The sequence below is a fragment of the Marinimicrobium locisalis genome (assembly GCF_039822625.1).
Classification (GTDB): Bacteria; Pseudomonadota; Gammaproteobacteria; order Pseudomonadales; family Cellvibrionaceae; genus Marinimicrobium; species Marinimicrobium locisalis.
This window is the reverse complement of record NZ_JBDLLG010000022.1, coordinates 38568-55973: the sequence shown is the minus strand read 5'-3', so window position 1 is coordinate 55973 and position 17406 is coordinate 38568. Positions and strand designations below refer to the sequence as shown.

General features: G+C 58.4%; 12 protein-coding genes and 1 tRNA gene. 6 read left to right on the top strand and 7 right to left on the bottom strand.

The window, feature by feature from the left end; translation table 11 throughout:
- Positions 1-25: 25 nt before the first annotated feature.
- From folP to AAE514_RS14305, 5 genes are all read left to right on the top strand, one after another.
- Complete coding sequence (gene folP, locus AAE514_RS14325; RefSeq protein ID WP_347332276.1) at positions 26-862, top strand: dihydropteroate synthase; 837 nt, start codon at positions 26-28, stop codon at positions 860-862.
- Between the two features lie 38 nt (positions 863-900).
- Positions 901-2238 (top strand): phosphoglucosamine mutase, encoded by a 1338-nt coding sequence (gene glmM, locus AAE514_RS14320; protein WP_347332236.1) that lies wholly within the window; start codon positions 901-903, stop codon positions 2236-2238.
- A gap of 195 nt (positions 2239-2433) precedes the next feature.
- Complete coding sequence (gene tpiA, locus AAE514_RS14315) at positions 2434-3189, top strand: triose-phosphate isomerase (protein WP_347332235.1); 756 nt, start codon at positions 2434-2436, stop codon at positions 3187-3189.
- A 56-nt stretch (positions 3190-3245) separates the two neighbouring features.
- Positions 3246-3620, top strand: coding sequence for a preprotein translocase subunit SecG (gene secG, locus AAE514_RS14310; RefSeq protein ID WP_347332234.1), 375 nt, complete (start codon positions 3246-3248; stop codon positions 3618-3620).
- 181 nt (positions 3621-3801) lie between these two features.
- Positions 3802-3886 (top strand) — tRNA-Leu (locus AAE514_RS14305).
- Between the two features lie 264 nt (positions 3887-4150).
- Here AAE514_RS14305 and AAE514_RS14300 read toward each other — a convergent pair.
- The 6 genes from AAE514_RS14300 to AAE514_RS14275 form a co-directional block, all read right to left on the bottom strand.
- On the bottom strand, positions 4151-4540 hold the full coding sequence (locus AAE514_RS14300) for a hypothetical protein (protein WP_347332233.1): 390 nt from the start codon (positions 4538-4540) through the stop codon (positions 4151-4153).
- A gap of 45 nt (positions 4541-4585) precedes the next feature.
- The gene (locus AAE514_RS14295) at positions 4586-4969 is read right to left on the bottom strand and encodes a hypothetical protein (protein ID WP_347332232.1); all 384 of its coding nucleotides are present in this window, start codon (positions 4967-4969) and stop codon (positions 4586-4588) included.
- 34 nt (positions 4970-5003) lie between these two features.
- Positions 5004-6062, bottom strand: coding sequence for a LysM peptidoglycan-binding domain-containing protein (locus tag AAE514_RS14290; RefSeq protein WP_347332231.1), 1059 nt, complete (start codon positions 6060-6062; stop codon positions 5004-5006).
- 342 nt (positions 6063-6404) lie between these two features.
- Entirely contained in the window at positions 6405-6749 is a 345-nt protein-coding gene (locus AAE514_RS14285; protein WP_347332230.1) for a DUF805 domain-containing protein, read from the bottom strand.
- A gap of 500 nt (positions 6750-7249) precedes the next feature.
- Positions 7250-8950, bottom strand: coding sequence for a BCCT family transporter (locus tag AAE514_RS14280; protein ID WP_347332229.1), 1701 nt, complete (start codon positions 8948-8950; stop codon positions 7250-7252).
- Between the two features lie 302 nt (positions 8951-9252).
- Positions 9253-10020, bottom strand: coding sequence for a MauE/DoxX family redox-associated membrane protein (locus AAE514_RS14275; protein ID WP_347332228.1), 768 nt, complete (start codon positions 10018-10020; stop codon positions 9253-9255).
- Positions 10021-10397: 377 nt separating this feature from the next.
- Here AAE514_RS14275 and AAE514_RS14270 point away from each other — a divergent pair, with 377 nt between their 5' ends.
- Positions 10398-12674 (top strand): cellulose binding domain-containing protein, encoded by a 2277-nt coding sequence (locus AAE514_RS14270; protein ID WP_347332227.1) that lies wholly within the window; start codon positions 10398-10400, stop codon positions 12672-12674.
- A gap of 73 nt (positions 12675-12747) precedes the next feature.
- Here the strand turns inward: AAE514_RS14270 and AAE514_RS14265 are convergent, their stop codons facing one another.
- Positions 12748-17298, bottom strand: coding sequence for a two-component regulator propeller domain-containing protein (locus AAE514_RS14265; RefSeq protein WP_347332226.1), 4551 nt, complete (start codon positions 17296-17298; stop codon positions 12748-12750).
- Positions 17299-17406 lie beyond the last annotated feature (108 nt).

The following is a 17406-nucleotide window of genomic DNA, read 5'->3' as shown; positions in this document are numbered from 1 at the left end:
AGCTTTGTTGCCGACACCTCAGCCCATGCGTTTTGGCCGTCACACACTGGACCTGTCCCAGCCCCGGATCATGGGCATTCTAAATACCACGCCCGACTCGTTCTCCGACGGGGGTAGCTACTACCGCGACGGACGCCTGGCATTGGATTTGGCCCTAGAGCGGGCTCGGCAGATGCTGGCTGAAGGCGCTGAGATAATCGACGTCGGCGGCGAATCCACCCGCCCGGGCTCCACGCCGGTGAGCGAGGCGGAAGAGCTCGACAGAGTCGTACCCGTGGTCCAGGCGCTGGTGAACGAGCTGGGCGCCCTGGTGTCCGTGGATACCAGCAACCCGACGGTCATTCGGGAGACGGCCAAGGCCGGCGCCGGTTTGATTAACGATGTGCGGGCGCTGCAGAAAGAAGGCGCCCTGGAGGCGGCCGCGGCTACCGGTTTACCGGTCTGTCTGATGCACATGCAAGGCACGCCCGAAACCATGCAGGCCCACCCCCGCTATGATGACCCCGTGGAAGATGTGAAGTCCTTCCTGACCACCCGGGTTGAAGCCTGCCAAACTGCGGGCATTACCGCCGAGCGTATTCTGCTGGATCCGGGCTTTGGCTTCGGAAAAACGTTGGAGCACAACCTGGCCCTTTTGCGCCGGCTGGACGAGTTCCGGGCCCTGGGTTTCCCCGTCTTGGTGGGGCTATCCCGCAAGTCCATGTTGGGTAAGTTGTTGGGCCGAGAGGTCAATGAGCGACTGCCCGGTAGTCTGGCGCTGGCACTGGCCTCGATTCAGCGCGGCGCCGCCGTCATTCGGGTACACGATGTCGCGGCAACTCGCGATGTTCTGGCCGTACAGGCCGCCCTGGCCGAGGCGTAAGATTAACGAATAACACTTTAAGGGGAGCAAGGAACCTTATGGCGCGACAATATTTCGGAACCGATGGTATCCGCGGCGAGGTGGGCGAAGCGCCCATTACCCCGGACTTTATGTTGAAGCTGGGCTGGGCCGCCGGCCGAGTGTTGGTGGACCGTTTCTCTGGCCCCAATATGATCCTGATCGGCAAAGACACCCGTATCTCCGGCTACATGTTCGAGTCGGCCCTCCAGGCCGGGCTTATTAACGCCGGCGTCGATGTCGGGCTTCTGGGGCCCATGCCCACTCCCGGCATCGCCTACCTGACCCGGACTTTTCAGGCCCAGGCCGGCATTGTGATCAGCGCCTCCCACAACGCCTACGGCGACAACGGCATCAAATTTTTCAGCGGTAACGGCACCAAACTCCCGGACGATGTGGAGCTCGCCATCGAAGAGCAGCTCCAGCAGCCCATGACCACCGCTGATCGCCTGGGCAAAGCCCGCCGGATTGAAGACGCCTCCGGCCGGTATATCGAATTCTGCAAGGGCACCATGCCCTGGGGTTTCAGTCTCCAGGGGCTGCAGATAGTGGTGGACTGTGCCAACGGCGCCACCTACCACATCGCCCCCAGCGTCTTTAGCGAGCTCGGCGCCAAGGTCATTCCCGTGGCGGCGGACCCCAACGGCACTAACATTAACCGTGGCTGCGGCTCCACCAAGACCGAAATGGTCAAAGAGAAGGTGATGGAGTTGGGGGCGCACCTGGGTATTGCCTTCGACGGCGATGGCGACCGGGTCATGTTCGTGGACCACCGGGGCGAGATCGTCGACGGCGACGAGCTGCTCTACATCATCGCCGATTACCAGCAACGCTACAGCGGCGGCTGCGACGGGGTGGCCGGCACTCTGATGAGCAACTTCGGCATGGAGCTGGCTCTCAAGAAAATTGGTGTTCCGTTCGGGCGCGCCAAGGTTGGGGACCGCTACGTCATCGAAATGATGCGCGAGAAGGGGTGGACGCTCGGGGGTGAATCCTCCGGCCATATTGTGTGCAGCAATGTCACCACCACTGGGGACGGCATTATCTCTGCCCTACAGGTATTGTTAGCGCTCACTACCATGGGCGACTCGCTGCACAACATCAAAAAAGGCATGTATAAAATGCCGCAAACCATGATCAACGTACGCCGCTCCCGCCAGATCAACTTGGACGAGGACGCCGCCATCCAGGCGGCCATTGCCGATGTCGAGGCACAGCTGGCCGGCAGCGGTCGAGTGCTCCTGCGTCCTTCCGGCACCGAGCCCGTGGTTCGGGTAATGGTAGAAGGGGAAGACAAGGTCAGGGTTAAGGAGCTGTGTCAGGAGCTGGCCGCCGCCGTGGAAAAAGCCCTCAATTAGATCGGTTGCCAGCGGGAGCCTGCCACGGCCCGCTGAGCTACACTGATGGAAAACACGGGCATAAAACGCCCGTGAGAGGGCTAAACCAAAGTCCACCAACCGACCAGCTGAGAGAAATGCGGGGCCGGGAGCGATTTGGGATTGTATGTTCTCCCCAACTTCGCTAACATTGGCGCCCGCTTTAAGGGGGACCCCTTGAACGAGAGTAAAACACGCCGGCGTTTGGTCGTCGGCAACTGGAAAATGAACGGTAACCTGGCAACGAACGCCGAGTTGCTGGATGGCATCACCGCCCAGTGGCAGGGCGTAGACGGCGTGGACGCGGCCCTGTGCCCCCCGTTTGTTTACCTCAGCCAAGCGGCTCACGCACTGAAAAACAGCGTGATTGAGCTGGGGGCCCAGAGCGTCAACGAACACGACGCCGGCGCCTTTACCGGAGAGATTTCCGGGGCGATGTTGGATGACTTGGGATGCCGCTACGTGATCGTCGGTCACAACGAGCGGCGCCGTTTGGAAGGCGAAACAGAAGCCCGCGTGGCGGATAAGTTTCACGCTGCCCTTCAGGCCGGACTGATACCCATCCTTTGTGTGGGAGAGTCCGAACAAGAGCGGGACGCCGGCCAAGCGCTCGAAACCATCGGCCGCCAGTTGGGGGTCGTCATCGAGCGTGTCGGGCTTCAGGCCTTTGAGAACGCCGTGGTTGCCTACGAGCCCGTATGGGCGGTAGGCACCGGAAAAGTGGCCAGCCCCGAGCAAGCGGAAGAAGTGCATCGCTTCATTCGCGCCGAGCTGGGCAAGTTAGGGCCACAGACACAAATTTTGTACGGAGGCAGCGTCAAGCCGGGCAACGCCGAACAACTGTTCGCCCTGCCGGATATTGACGGAGCCTTACTCGGCGGCGCTTCACTGAACGCCGACGACTTTGTCGCCATTTGCAAAGCTGCCGGTTAACGCGGTGGCTTTGAAACGCTCACGGAGCGTTATTGCTTAGAGAGAAGAGAAATACCATGGAAAACCTCGTTCTCGCGGTACATGTACTGACAGCCCTGGCCATTATTGCCCTCATCCTGCTTCAGCAGGGCAAGGGCGCGGTCGCTGGCGCCTCCTTCGGTTCCGGCGCCTCGCAAACCGTATTCGGCAGCCAGGGCGGCGGCAGCTTCTTTACCCGCATGACTGCGATCTTCGCCGTCGTATTCTTCGCCACCAGTTTTGGTTTGGCCATCATCGCCAAAAACAAAGCCGGCGTTGCAGGCGACGCGGACATCCCCTCGGCGGTAGAGCAGCGGGCCCCGGCCGCGGAAGAATCCGAAGTCCCGGAAGTAGAAGGTAGTTCAACCGCCCCGGCGGAAGAAGTCCCCGAAGCACCGGAGTCTTCAAACTAAGTGAGTTCGACAAGTAGTTAGATTAACCCGTTTAATGCTCAAGTGGCGGAATGGGTAGACGACGCACATGGATGTGCTAGTGTCGCGGGAGGCAGGATGCCGGGAGCGACCACGCGTAGCGTGTCGGAAATGTGGCACGGACTACGCAAAGAAAGAAACAGTTAGATTGACCCCGTTTAATGCCCAAGTGGTGGAATTGGTAGACACGCTATCTTGAGGGGGTAGTGGCGCAAGCCGTGCCGGTTCAAGTCCGGCCTTGGGCACCATATTAAAGAAGGCTCTCCTTGCGGAGGGCCTTTTTTTATGTGTGCCAGTCCGGACCGAGGTCCGGCGTTGACTCGGCGCTTCCCTGCGCCTCGGTCCTTCGGACCGGCGTTGCCGTCCTAATTTGTTCCAGACCAATTAGTGGGCACCATACTAAAGAACGCTTCCTAGCGGAGGGCCTTTATCAAGCTTGTTGCCAGGTGGAAAGGCCGCCCACAATCGCGCCAAGCACCTCGCCAGAGGCTCTGAGCCAACAGAGCCTGCAACTAAAGGAAAGTGATAAGCGGCAACGAGAACCATGCAATTCCAGCCAAAGTTCCGATGATCATTAGGGAAAACTGAATGATACAGGTGGCCCGCAAACCCTTGCCGATGGGCAGGGGCGTTTCAAGGCCTTTGAAGCGTCGTTTTTTTGCCATGGTAGGCCAGGCAACCAAATAAATATAGTTGATGGCCTTGACCAGATACAGGGGGAAGAACCGGTAGTTGATCTGTTCCGCACGATTAAAGTAGGGAGCCTTAAACAGAATTGGGTCCAGTCGTGAGGATAGCAGCCGGTGAAGGATATACAGTACAGGGTAATAGATTGCACCGATCGCGAATATGATTAGCGTGAGGATAAACCCGACGAGTACAAGTGGCTGGGTGTCTTCCATAGGCCATTCACAGTGGCGTTATTAAAACGTAGAGGTTCTGATTGGTTACGCAAACGCCAGGAATAGAACCCAAATAATTCCCACCAGCACTCCAAATATCATCAGGGAAACCTGAAAGATACAAGTGGCTCGCAAGCCCCTGCTAATAGGCAAGGGCGTTTCAAGGCCTTTGAAGCGGCGCTTCTTGGCCATGGTGGGCCATGCTACCAAGTAGATATAGTTGATGGCCTTGACCAGGTACAGCGGGAAGAACCGGTAATTAATTTGTTCCGCACGATTAAAGTAAGGCTCCCTAAGCAATATTGGGTCCAGGCGCGGAGAGAGTAGTTTGTGAAGAACGTACCACATTAACAAGGCCGGAATATTAATTGCGAAGCCAGCGGCTGTCAGAATGATTGCCGTTAACATTATTGGGGTTACTTCTGACATTTATCTGTTAGCTCCGCATGTTCCGAGGTGATCATCAGCGCTGAAAAGTGCCTAACCCTTGCGTGATCTGTTGTGTGGCGGACGAACTGGTTGATCGGCCCGTGCGGCAGATTGCGTCTATATTGGCCTCCTCAACGAAATCGATTTGTCGACCATGCCGATCATAGAACCGTCTCGATAATATGCTGCCGCCGTAACCGGACGCGGCACCGCCAGCGCCGACAATCAGTGCACCCACCCACCCCACGGGGGTTGCCATGGCTGCGACGGCTATACCAGCACCAACAGCATACAGCAAACCGCCAAATACGCCCCCCACACTCTCCACCAGTATTTCATTCTGCCGATCCCTAGATTCAGTATGCGCGATTTCATGGCAGGCGAGGCCCAGTCCCGCCACTGAGAGGACGACGCCACCCCGGCTGGCCACCTTTGACAGGCTGCTCATCCGGCTGATCTCCCGGTCAATTCTGGCAGTGGGTGATACCCCGTTTCGGCGAGAAATTCGAATCACTTCTCCGGGCGTGCGGTCGCCGTAGAGGATGCCCTGCGTCGGTCCCAGGTTTCTCGACAGCTTCTCCAGCGCCTTGCGGCGGCGGTAGTCGTACTGGTTTTTGGTCAGTTCACCGCTTTGGTAGGCTTCATAGTGAGTGGCTACCTCTCCCACCAGAGGCGTGTTGCTCTTGAAGGTTGTTTTAATCGTGGAGAGGGCTGTCGATCCAGCGCCGATCAAAAAAGGCGAGGCTCTGTGCATGAAGGCTCGCTCCTCGGGGGCGGCCTTCTGCCAATCGGCATTCAGCTGATCAAACCAGGGGGCGTGGACCAGGTCGTCAACTAGATTGACGTTGTGGGGGAAACCCTTGGGTGCGGCGCAGTGCTGGCGCGGAACGCTGAGTTTGATGATTTGCCCGGGGCGGATCAGGTTCGGGTTTCGAATATGATCGTTGGCCTGTAGGATCTGCTGAATAATACCCTGAACCTTGTTCTGGCTCATTGATCCGTAGTAGCGCGAAATAATCCGGTGGAGGTTGTCGCCAGGCTGAATCTCATAGGCGACAAGGTCAAACTGGCTGGAAGCGGCGGGCGCGTTCATCGGGGTTCTCCTTTTCCATGTCTTGGTGACTTGGCGGGATTGTACAGAGCCCATTACTCCCTCGATGTGAAGCGGGTCACAAATAAGGGGTCTAGCTTATCTCGGGGGACGGTGCCGGTGTTATTTGAGCCAATAAATATCCTTATTAATCAATAGGTTGAAGAGAATTTTCAAGTCCAGGGTGCGCCCTTTCCCTGGGGCTCGGCCTACGGCCAGCTTCGCTGTGCCAATTTGCTCTCGGCAAATTGGTAGACGCCATATGAACCCCCGTAGAGGGCGGATCGGTCCGACGTTTCGGAGCGGCAAGCGCATCCGCCGAACCGGGGGTTTTAGCGATTAAAGCTAAGCTGGCGCCTTAGGGTTGGGGCCGTAGTCATTGGCCGCATCGCTGTCCTGAACGAGGAATACAAGCAGAACAATCGCTCCGATAAGCGGGATGAGTGAAATCAGCTGCCACCAACCGGTCCGACCGGTATCGTGTAGGCGTCGCGCGGCGATGGCGATACTGGGAACCAGAAGCGCCAATGCATAGATTGTCGTTACAAACATAGTGCCAAGAACCGCATCAATGACGACGGCGACCACATAGAAAATGAGGTAAAACAGAACATACATCCAGTATTGCTGCCTGGTTGCTCGACCTGTGAAAGTGGCGTACTGCTTGAGTGCATCCGTAAAGTATTCCATTTTATATCCTTGATTGGAGAGTGTGATAAGAGATTGGCACGGGAGACCGAGGCGTACAGCTATCAAAATAGAGCCTGAAAATCCTCATGGCGACCTTGGGGCTCTTTATAATTCTCGCTATAGCAAAGGTTCCGTTGATCGATTTTTATGCAGGCCTGGGTGGCCACATAGCAGCCATAATGTAGTTTATCAATCCTGGCGTGTCCACCCATGCTCGGGAACACGGTTCCGGGGCCGAGGGACAGGGGTTGGAGCTCCTGGGGTCAACTAAAGCATCAAGTTGGCGTAAATCGAAAACGAGAGCCAGCCTATGCCAAGCAAGGTGCCGAGTACCATCATGTAAAACTGAAAGATACACGCGGCCCGCCATGCCTTGCCGATGGGTACGAGCCTCTCAAGCCCTTTCCAGTGAGAAATAGGCTCATTCCGGTTGCGAGAGTGTAGCAAAAGTCACTGTACAGAGACCCATGAGCCTGTCACGGGGTTGAGGCGCTCAATGGTTACGTTTGAAGTTTTGTGTTTTCTGAATCGGGCTGTACCGAATCCTCGGCACAGGTCGGGTCGGGGCACTCCTCCGGCACGGTGGGGTGAGTTTCTTCCTCCTTTTGACGCTCCGCTTCACGTTCGGACTCCCGCAACAGCCACTGCTCCATGCGGGCGTGGATCATTGCGTTTTTCTCGTCGCGTCGCCGAATGTCCGTCGCAAGGTCTTTGTGAAGAGAGAAAGCCATTAGGACCATCAGCAACATAAAAGGAAAGGCGGCGATAATGGAGAGGGTACGAAGGCCGTACAGGCCGCCACTGAGCAAGAGCACGGACGCCATTAACAGCTGCAAGCAGCCCCAGAGGACGCGAACAAAGCGTGTGGGAGTGAGTACGCCTTTAGAGGTGAACATGCCCAGTACGAAGGTGGCTGAATCCGCGGAGGTGACCACAAACATGGAGACCAATATGACCGCCAGAACAGCGGCAACCACGCCCCAGGGCAGCTGGTCGAGGAGCACGTACAGCCCGGAGGGGACTTCCTGGGCCACGGCGTCGGCGATACCGACGCCTTCAAACAGCTCGAAGTGGATGGCGGAGCCCCCAAAGGTCGAGAACCACAGCATGCTCAAGGCCACGGGGACCACCATTACCCCCATGACGAACTCCCGAATGGTTCTTCCCCTTGATATTCGGGCAATAAAACTGCCCACGAAGGGTGCCCAGCTTAAGCCCCATGCCCAGTAGAACATGGTCCACTGCTCCACCCATTTTTCGTCGGAGTGGGGGGCGGTTACCAGGCTCATTTCGATAAGGTTTCCGAGGTACTCGCCCAGCGTCTGGGTGAACTCGCCAAAAATAAAGGCCGTTGGCCCCGTGACCAGGACGAAGAGCAGGAGGCCGCTTGCGATTATAAGGTTGGCGTTGCTGAGATGGCGTATGCCCTTATCGAGTGGCGTCATGGCCGAAATGGTAAACAGCGTTGCAAGCCCTCCCAGGATCATAAACTGCGAGATCGTTGAGTAGTCCATTACACCCAACCTGGAGAGGCCGCTATTGACCTGCAGCGCGCCCAGCCCCAGAGTCGTGGCGACCCCGAACAAGGTGGATACTACCGCCAGAATATCAATGGCTTTCCCCCAACCGCGGTCTACTCGCTCTCCCAATAGGGGGCGAAAGGTTTCGCTGATCAACCCATAGCTGTTGTGGCGAAAACGGACATAAGCGATAGCCAGGCCCACAAGGGTAAAATTGGCCCACTGGTGAAAACCCCAGTGAAAAAACGAGTAGCGCATGCCCAGCTGCGCCGCTTCTACGCTGCGCGGTTCGGCAAGGCCCAGGGGCGGGTCGTTCAAGTGCATGATGGGTTCCGCCACGCCCCAGAACACCAGTCCAACGCCCATGCCGCCCGAGAAAATCATGGCCAGCCAGCTGGTGAAGGAGAATTCCGGCAACTCGTTCTCCTGGCCCAGGCGAAGGTTTCCGAACCGGGAGAACGCCAAAAAAAAGATAAATAGCACAAAGCCGGTGGTGGCCATCAAGTACATCCAACCCACATTTTTGGCGGTTGCATCGAGGATTTTCTGGGCGATTGCTTCAACAGTGTCCGGTTGAAGGGCGGAGGTGACGACAAAGGCGGTAATAATGAGTAGTGAGGTGTAGAAAACCACCCCTACATCACCGAGGTGTTGCTTCAGGAAAGTCGTTAATCGGTTCATAGCCTGCTCATTGAAGGTTGCTCACCCTAGGCGGCCGCGCTGTAATCAGAGGCTGAGTCGTTGCCAGTCCCGCTGATGGGCCCTTGATGCCTAGAAACCTACCGCCAAAGCCCCTCGTCATGTAGGGCAATTCGGCTAACGCCAACTGTACCAGTTCTTGGAGGGTGAAAGGTAAGGCTCGCGCCACCGGGAGACGATGGGCACAGCGATGAGCCGTGTACAGGCAAGAGTGGCTCCTGGATAACAGAGTGGTAATCCAGGAGCCCCCTTTGGGGCGGGGATTATATGGTGGAGCGAACCACTCACATTAGGTACATCTTTATGGGCATCCAAAGCCCCATTAGGATCATAATCAAATTTTCCGTCAAGGACACAAAGCCCAGCGGCACGTTCGAGTCGCCGCCTGCGCAAGCACACTTAAGCTCGCGTTTGTCGATATAAACGGCCTTAAATACGGAGACTGCTCCCACGGTACCGATAAAAAGTGCCGCTGGGGCGGCCAGCCAGATCAGCGCCCCCGCTATCATTAGGATACCGGCGAAGGTTTCTGCAAAGGGATAAACGTAGCCGTAGCGCACCTGTTTCTGAGCCAGCAAGTCGTAATTGAGAAACATGGTGCTGAAGCTTTCCAGGTCTTTGAGCTTCTGCAGGCCCAGCAAACACATGGAAATGGCGATAAACCACTCCAGGGTGCGTATCGACCATAGTGTGTCCAGTGCCGCCCAGGCCAGGGCTAACGCCATCAGGAAGGCGGTCGAGAAAATCGCGACGATGGGTTGGTAACTGACTTCTTTTTCGCTCGGCACCTCCAACCCCAAATACCTTCGTACTTCCTCATAGCCGCCAATGCGCTCGCCATCGATAAAGGTTTGCGGCGTGGTATCCACTTGGTGCTTTTGTTTGAAGGCATCGGCCTCCTCGCGTGTTGTCAGGCGGTGGTCGTCCACCTCGAAGCCTTTTCGCTTTAGGAGGTTCTTGGTCTTGAGGCCGAACGGACAGATGTGCTCCTCGGTCTCCATGCGGTGGAGCTCAGCGGTTTTACCGTGCGATTGAGTCTCATCGTGTGCCATATCAAGCTCTCCAGTGCCAAATGTAAACGAACGTTGCGCTGAGTGCGCCACTCCTGCTATAGCCACCTGGCGGTGGGCCGTCAGGTCGAATTGCTTGCTGTTCTATTCATAGGGCGCCGTCATCGGGAATGAGTTCCCCAAGAAGCACGGATAAAGGGTTTGAGGACACTGTGGAGTGCGGGCGAGTTCACGTTTTGGTGTTTTTGTAAGTGATTCGCGTCTCATATATAAATCGTTGGCGCTTGGCCCCACATCTCGCATTTCCGCCTTTGTTATTGTCCCTTCTGCTTGGTTCAGTCTGGCTGGTTGACGGTACGCGGCTGCGTATCGCCTAAGCACTACCAATAAAATTCATAATCAGGTCGGAGGTGAGAGTGATGGTTCGTTTAAAAAATGGGTATTCAGGTATTGCGTTAGCACTGGGGTTTAGCGCGCTGACGAGCAGTTATCCCGTCGCCAGCCAAGAGGCCGCCAACTCGATGGCGCAGTGCGATTACCGCATTAGCCATGAGTGGGGCTCGGGCTTCACGGCCGAAGTGACCCTTACCAACACCGGAAGCACGGTTATCGAGGGCTGGCAACTTAGTTGGCAGTACGATGCCAACACCCTCGCTAGCGCATGGAATGCCCAAGTCAGTAGCGGCGGGGGCGTTTACACGGCCACGCCAGCGGGCTGGAACAACGCCATTGGCCCAGGCCAGACCGTGGCCTTTGGCGTGCAGGGCAATACCAACGGTGGCGACCCCGAAACGCCCTCGCTGGATGGCGAGATTTGCACTGGCGGCGCAGCCTCCTCAAGTAGTAGCCGCTCCAGCGAGGCCAGCCTCGGCAGTTCATCCAGCTCCACTGCTGCGCCCTCGGGCGATAATTTAGCCATGACGGCGCAGGCCACGACTTCTTACGTATCTCCCTGGGAAACGCTGGATGCGGTCAATGATGGCAGTACCCCCGCCCATTCGAACGATAAATCCAGCGGTGCCTACGGTAACTGGAACAACCCTGATAGTTATCAGTGGGTTGAGTATCAATGGCCCCAAGCGGTCCGGCTCAGTACATCGGAAATTTATTGGTTTGATGACGGCGGTGGCGTATTAACGCCCACGGACGCTTACCTGGAGTACTGGGATGGGTCCAATTGGATTCAAGCCGGTGACCTTCCGCTCACTGCCGATACCTTCAATGCGCTCGACCTGGGCGACATTGTTACTGACCGAGTTCGGGTGCAAATGACCAATCGCACCCAGTCCACTGGCATACTGGAATGGAGGGTCTGGGGGACGGTGCCTTCAAGCGCTTCCAGCAGCTCAAACAACTCCAGCCGTTCCGATTCAAGCAGTTCTGGCAGCTCCGGCTCAGGGGAAGGTGGCCCTGTTCCCTACCAAGGGGTTACCGATGAATACACTCATCTGAACGTCAATACGTCCAATGCTCAATACATGGACTCTGACCGCTTTCGTGCCTATTATGGGGGTGGCGGCTTAAATGGGGGCCAGGGCAACTTGGCCAACGTACCGGCCAACCAGATAGCCCACGGCCTCGATCACCTGGAAGCGGCGTACGAGTGTTTTGTGAATGAATGGGGCTTTCGCTCCACAGGCCTGTCGGTACACACAGATGATGGGCCTTATTACAAAATGAACTTGTATTCCACAACCACGCTGAACGCCGGCGGCGCCATGGGCGCCAACGCGGGCATGGGGTTGAGTTTCATCGAGTTTAGGGACAATGCCTTGAGCCGGCCAGAAACCGCGGTGCACGAGTTTGGCCATAGCCTGACCTACACAGATTACAACTGGGTCGATCAGGGAGCCACCGGCGCCTGGTGGGAGGCCGTCGCCAACTGGGTAGCCGATACTTACAACACGGACGCCTTATGCGAAGACGTTCGGGCGAGTAAAGGGTTGCCGCGAAACAGGGACACCATTATTAACCTGGACACCAACATTGCCTCCTCGCATTTGACCATTGTCAGCACGAGTAACTATTATCAGGCTTGGCCGCTGTTAACCTATTTGACGAACAACCCCGATCACTACCCGGGTATCGGTCGAATGGCAGTGCCGGACCTGTTCTCAAACCACCGGCGCAACAACGAAACGCCGTTGCACGTGCTGCAAAGATTGGTCTCGCCCGTTTCCGTACAGCAAGTCATCGGGCGTTACTGGGCTCGCATGGCCTACCTGGATATCGGCCACTCCAAAGCCCAGGCGCGCTATTTGAACGAGCGCAACAACCCGGCGTTCCGGTCACGTGCGTACACCAACCTGGACGCTCTTGGCGATGGCGTCTATCGAGTACGACCGGATCGCGAGCCCGCCTATGCTGGCGCTAACATCACGCCGCTCCATGTGACCGGAGACGGTCAGGTGAATGTTCAGATAACGAACCTGGGCAACGGCTTGAGCGACAGTGATTTCACCGCAACCCTCAGCATCCGCAACACCCGCTCGGGCAATGTGCGCTATGTGGACCTGGTTGGTGGCGCGGGTAGCGCTATGGTTGGGAACGACGAAGAAGTGAGCCTTGTGGTCGCCAACACCCCGCAAAGCCTGTATCAGTACGACGCCTTCCAGAGTACGGAATCCAGCCCGGAATCAATCGGATTGCGTTATGACGCTGACATCGAGGGCGCCGCGCCGCAACACTTACCCTAGCGATTCATGGCAGTGGGAAGGGCGCCGGGCAGGGTTAGCGGGCGCTCTTTTACGGTTTGGGGTGGTTGCTGGTTTAGTGGTCATTGTCTGGCAGGTTGTTTTTGTCCCCAAAGGCAACACGTCCGGCGGAACAACGTACCACCAACTGGCCGCGTTCAATCTGCTTCTCGAGTGTTTCGCTGGTGCCTGGGTTGGGGTCTCCATCGGGTGGCTCGGTGCCTTCTTCCAACCCCACCCAGCAATTGCGTCCGACGCGTTTGGCGGCGTAGAGGGCCCGGTCGGCGGTGTCGATTACCTGTTCCCAGGAGAGCAGCTCCGGCTGTTTCTGGTAGAAAGGAAAAGCGGCGTAGCCGATTGAGCAGGTTTTGTGCAAAGTTTTTCCTCGCCCGATGTCAAAGCGGGTGTTTTCCACGGCCGTGCGAACCCGTTCGGCCAAGTTGGGGGCATCGGCGCGGTTGCTAAAGCGGGCGACCAGCAGAAACTCCTCCCCGCCCCAGCGCACTAGGTAGTCGGTCTCGCGCATTGCCTCGCGCAGGACTTGGCTCATGCTCTCAAGCACTTGGTCGCCGGCGGTGTGGCCGTAGGTGTCGTTGACGGGTTTGAAGTGATCAATGTCCACCAGCAGAAAGAGGCAGTCGCTGTCGGTGGGGTGGGGCGCCTGATTGTCTCGCCACTGACTGTAGCCACGCAGAGAAAGACCGGCATCGTTGGGGAGCTGCTGATTGAGAAAACGCCGGTTGTACAGGCCGGTGAGCGGGTCGGTGATGCTGGCCAGCTCGAGCTGTTCGTAGGCGCTGCGGGTTTCCTCCTGGGCTTGTTCCAGTCCCTGGTTGATACGCTTGAGCTCGCGGGTGCGCTCGGCGACTTTTTTGTCGAGGTTGCGGTGAATGTCGAGAAACTGCAAATGGGTGTTGACCCGCGCGAGCAGTTCGTCGCGGGAAAAAGGTTTGCTGACAAAGTCGTTACCGCCGGCTTCGAACGCCTGGACTAGGTCGCTGATTTGGCGCTTGGCGGTGAGAAAAATCACCGGCAGCTCCAGGGTGGAGTACCGCTTGCGGAGGGTGCGGCAGGTTTCGTAGCCGGAGAGGCATGGCATCATGATATCGAGCAACACCAGGTCGACATTCGGGTGCTGTTCGATAAAGTTCAGGGCGCTCTCGCCGCTGTCGGCCTCGCTGACCCGGTAGTTGCCCAGCGTCAGGTAATTGGCCAGGACCTGTCGGTTCACCGGCTCGTCGTCCACCACCAAGATGTGAGCACCGCTATTGTGTTGGGTATCGGGCAAGGCCACTTGCGCTTCCGCCACCTCCGCCGCCGGTAGCGGCTCTGTGGTTGGTGGTGTGGCCGTCTCGGCCGGCTCGGCGTGGGGCAAGTTCCGGGCGCTGGGCAAGGTGACGGTGAAGGTCGAGCCGTTGCCGGGTTCGGAATCCACGGTCAGTTGGCCGCCGTGCAAGGTGACCAGTTGATGGGTAATGGACAGGCCCAGGCCGGTACCGCCGTAAAGTCGGGCATTGGTCCCGCTGGCCTGCCGGAACGCTTCAAACAAATGCTGGAGCTCGCGGGGAGCAATGCCGGGGCCGGTGTCGGAGACCGAAAAGCGAATTTCGTCGGTAGCGGGCAGCGCCTGGGCGGTCACTTCGATTTGCCCGCGTTCGGTGAACTTGACCGCATTGCCTACTAGGTTGTGCAAAATCTGTAGAAGCCGGTCTTCGTCGGCGCAGACGTGTTCCAGCTCCGGCGGCACTCGGTTGATCAGGGTGATCGGTTTGGCCCCCACCAGCGGACGGGTCAGGGTCAGCACCACTTCCACCACCACATGCAGGTCCACCGGCCGGGGATGGAGCTCAATGCCTTGGTCGCGTAGCTTGGCGAAGTCGAGAATGTCGTCCACCAAGCCGGCCAGCCGTCGGCCACTGGCTACGATCATGGCAAGGTTCGAGCGGGTGGCATCGGGTAGCTCGCCGGTGGCGCCGTCGAGCAGCGATTCGGACAGGCCGATGATGCCGTTTAGCGGGGTACGCAGCTCGTGGGAGGTGTTGGCGAGAAAATCGTCCTTGAGTTCGTCCACTTGCTGCAGACGCTGGACCACCTTGCGTTCCTGCGCCAGTTTCTGGCGCTGGGTATGCACGAGCCAGCCCATCAGTCCGGTGAGGGCGAGAGCGTAGAGGGCGTAGGCCCAACCGGTTTGCCAAAGGGCCGGTTCTACCCCCACCCGCAGGGTGCGGGGCTTATCGTTCCACAGGCCGTCGTTGTTGGCGGCCTTGACCTGAAAGCGGTATTCGCCGGGGTCGAGGTTGGTATAGGTGGCGGTGCGTTTGTTGCCCACCCGGTGCCAGTCATTCTCGAAACCCAGTAGCCGATAGGCGTAGCGGTTGTTCTCCGGCGAGCGATAGTTAAGCGCACTGTACTCGAAGGTCACCACACTTTGGTCCGGCTGTAATGTTATTCGGTCGGCGAAAGCGATGCTTTGGCCGGGGCCTTCGCCTTCCCGCACGGCCGGCAGGGACTGGTTGAGCACCTGAATGTCAGTGATGAATACCGGCGGCGCGTGGGGGTTGGGTTTCAACTGCTGCGGGCGAAACAGGGTAAAGCCCTTGCTGCCGCCAAAGAAGAGCTCGCCGTCCCGGGTCAGCAGGCTGGCATCGCGGTTAAACAGGTTGCCGATCAGCCCCTGTTGGCGGCTGAAGTTTTGGAACTCCTCTTGCTCCAGGTCCAGGCGTGAAAGCCCCTGGTGGGTGGCGGCCCAGAGCTCGCCCTGTTCATCCTCGACGATGCTGGTGACGGTGTCATCGGCCAGCCCTTCCTCGGTGGTGTAGGCGCGAAAGGTCTCGCTCTGGTAGTCGAACCGATTGAGCCCTCCGCCCTCGGTGCCTACCCACAGGTTGCCTCGGCTGTCTTCGTGCAGTGAGCGGACGAAATTGTTGGACAGGCTGTCGGGGTCCGCGTCGCTTTGGTGGTAGTGAGTGAATTGGCCGCTCTCCTCGTCCAGTCGGTAGAGGCCGCCCACGCCGCCCACCCACAGGTTGTGGCGGCTGTCTTCGTACACCACGCGGGCGTAGAGGTGGCTGTCTCCGGCCAGCTGCTCGCGGCTGGGCTGAAAGACGGTGAAGTCGTCGCTCTGGCGGTTGTAGCGGGCCAGGCCGGCGTCGGTGGCCACCCAAAGCCGGCCCTGGTGATCGAGCGTCAGTCCCCAGGGTTCGTCGCCGGGCAGAGACTTTGGGTTGTCTTTTTCGGCGCGGTAGTGACGTATCTCCCCCGTTTCCAGGTCCATGCGGTTAAGCCCGCCGGACCAGATGCCCAGCCACAGATATCGCCCCTGTTGCTCGATGGCGAGTATGGTATTGCCGCTCAGGGTGTTCTCCCGGTTTTCGTCTCGGGTGATGCGGGTGAACGCGCCGCTCTGGCGGTCCCAATGGTTGAGGCCGAAACCGGTGCCGATCCATAGGTCGCCTTGAGGGTCTTCGTGGGCCGAGACCACGCCTCCATCGGTGATGCTGTTATCGTCCAGGGGGTCGTGGGCGTAGTTGTTGAAGGTCGAGGCGGTCTTGTCGATCCTGTCTACGCCAGCGGGGAAGTAGCCCACCCAAATGTCGCCCTGCCGGTCTTCGTAGACCACGTTGATCACATGATTGCCCGGAGTCTGAGGTCGGCCTTCCACATAGGAGTAACCCTCGAATTGGCCGGTCTGGGGGTCGAAACGGTTGATGGCCGAGCCGTCTCCGACCCAGTACTGGCCGTCCGAGTCGCGAATGATGTCCCAGATGGTGGTGCTTTTTTCGTGATTGTCGTTGGGGTAGCGGACAAAGTCGCCGTTGTCGCGATCATAGCGCGCCAAGCCGCCGCCATAGGTGCCGAACCAGACTTGGTTGCTATCGTCGACGTAGACCTCGCGCACGTCATTGTCGCTGATGCTGCGCGGGTCCTCCTCGCGGTGGGCGAAGTGGGTCATGGTCTCGGTGCGGGGGTTGAAGCGGTAGACGCCTTGTTTTTGGGTGCCCAGCCAAAGCTGCCCGTTCTGGTCCCGGGCCACCGCCCAGATGCTGGAGTCTTCTTCCAGGTCCGCTTGGGCATCGGGCAGAGGGAGGTGGCGGTAGTCGTTGGCGGTTAGATGATAGCTCAGCAGGCCGCCACGGCTGGCGATCCAGAGTCGTTCCTCCGTTCTGACCAGACCGCGCACGTCGTTAACGCTGGACCCGAAGGCGCCCTCGTCCGGGTGGCGATGATGGGAGAAGCGGCCGGTGTCGGCGTTGAAGTAGTCCACGCCGTCGCGGGTGGCGAGCCAGAGGTCGCCGCCCTCGGCGGGTAAAATCTGATTAACGTAGTTGTGGCTGAGGCCCTCGGGTCGATTCGGGTCGTGGTGGTAGAGCTTCAGCTCGTAGCCGTCGTAGCGGCCCAGGCCGTTGGCGCCGGCAAACCACATAAACCCCTGGTCGTCTTGAGCGATGCTGTTGATATAGCCCAGGGCCGAGACCTCATCCGGCAGTATGTGTTTGAAACTGGGGGTGGCGGCCATCGCGGGCCCGGCAAGACCAAGCAATACCGCCACCAGAACGGAAAAAAGCCTAAACAGCCGGAGCGGCTCGGGAAGGGGCCTGTCGGTGGGGGCGGTGTCGGTCAAAAACAAGCGTTACAACTCCATAGCGGTCGTCGGCTCGCGCCGAGGGGCGGAGAGTTATGGTTATCGCCCTTGGGGGACGTTGCACCAGTATAGACCAAGGGGAAGGGCGCTTGA

Bases quoted from the DNA above. Each gene is read 5' to 3' on its own strand.
- folP (WP_347332276.1), top strand. From the start codon at position 26: ATGCGTTTTGGCCGTCACACACTGGACCTGTCCCAGCCCCGGATCATG.
- glmM (WP_347332236.1), top strand. From the start codon at position 901: ATGGCGCGACAATATTTCGGAACCGATGGTATCCGCGGCGAGGTGGGC.
- secG (WP_347332234.1), top strand. From the start codon at position 3,246: ATGGAAAACCTCGTTCTCGCGGTACATGTACTGACAGCCCTGGCCATT.
- AAE514_RS14300 (WP_347332233.1), bottom strand. From the start codon at position 4,540: ATGGAAGACACCCAGCCACTTGTACTCGTCGGGTTTATCCTCACGCTA.
- AAE514_RS14295 (WP_347332232.1), bottom strand. From the start codon at position 4,969: ATGTCAGAAGTAACCCCAATAATGTTAACGGCAATCATTCTGACAGCC.
- AAE514_RS14290 (WP_347332231.1), bottom strand. From the start codon at position 6,062: ATGAACGCGCCCGCCGCTTCCAGCCAGTTTGACCTTGTCGCCTATGAG.
- AAE514_RS14285 (WP_347332230.1), bottom strand. From the start codon at position 6,749: ATGGAATACTTTACGGATGCACTCAAGCAGTACGCCACTTTCACAGGT.
- AAE514_RS14280 (WP_347332229.1), bottom strand. From the start codon at position 8,950: ATGAACCGATTAACGACTTTCCTGAAGCAACACCTCGGTGATGTAGGG.
- AAE514_RS14275 (WP_347332228.1), bottom strand. From the start codon at position 10,020: ATGGCACACGATGAGACTCAATCGCACGGTAAAACCGCTGAGCTCCAC.
- AAE514_RS14270 (WP_347332227.1), top strand. From the start codon at position 10,398: ATGGTTCGTTTAAAAAATGGGTATTCAGGTATTGCGTTAGCACTGGGG.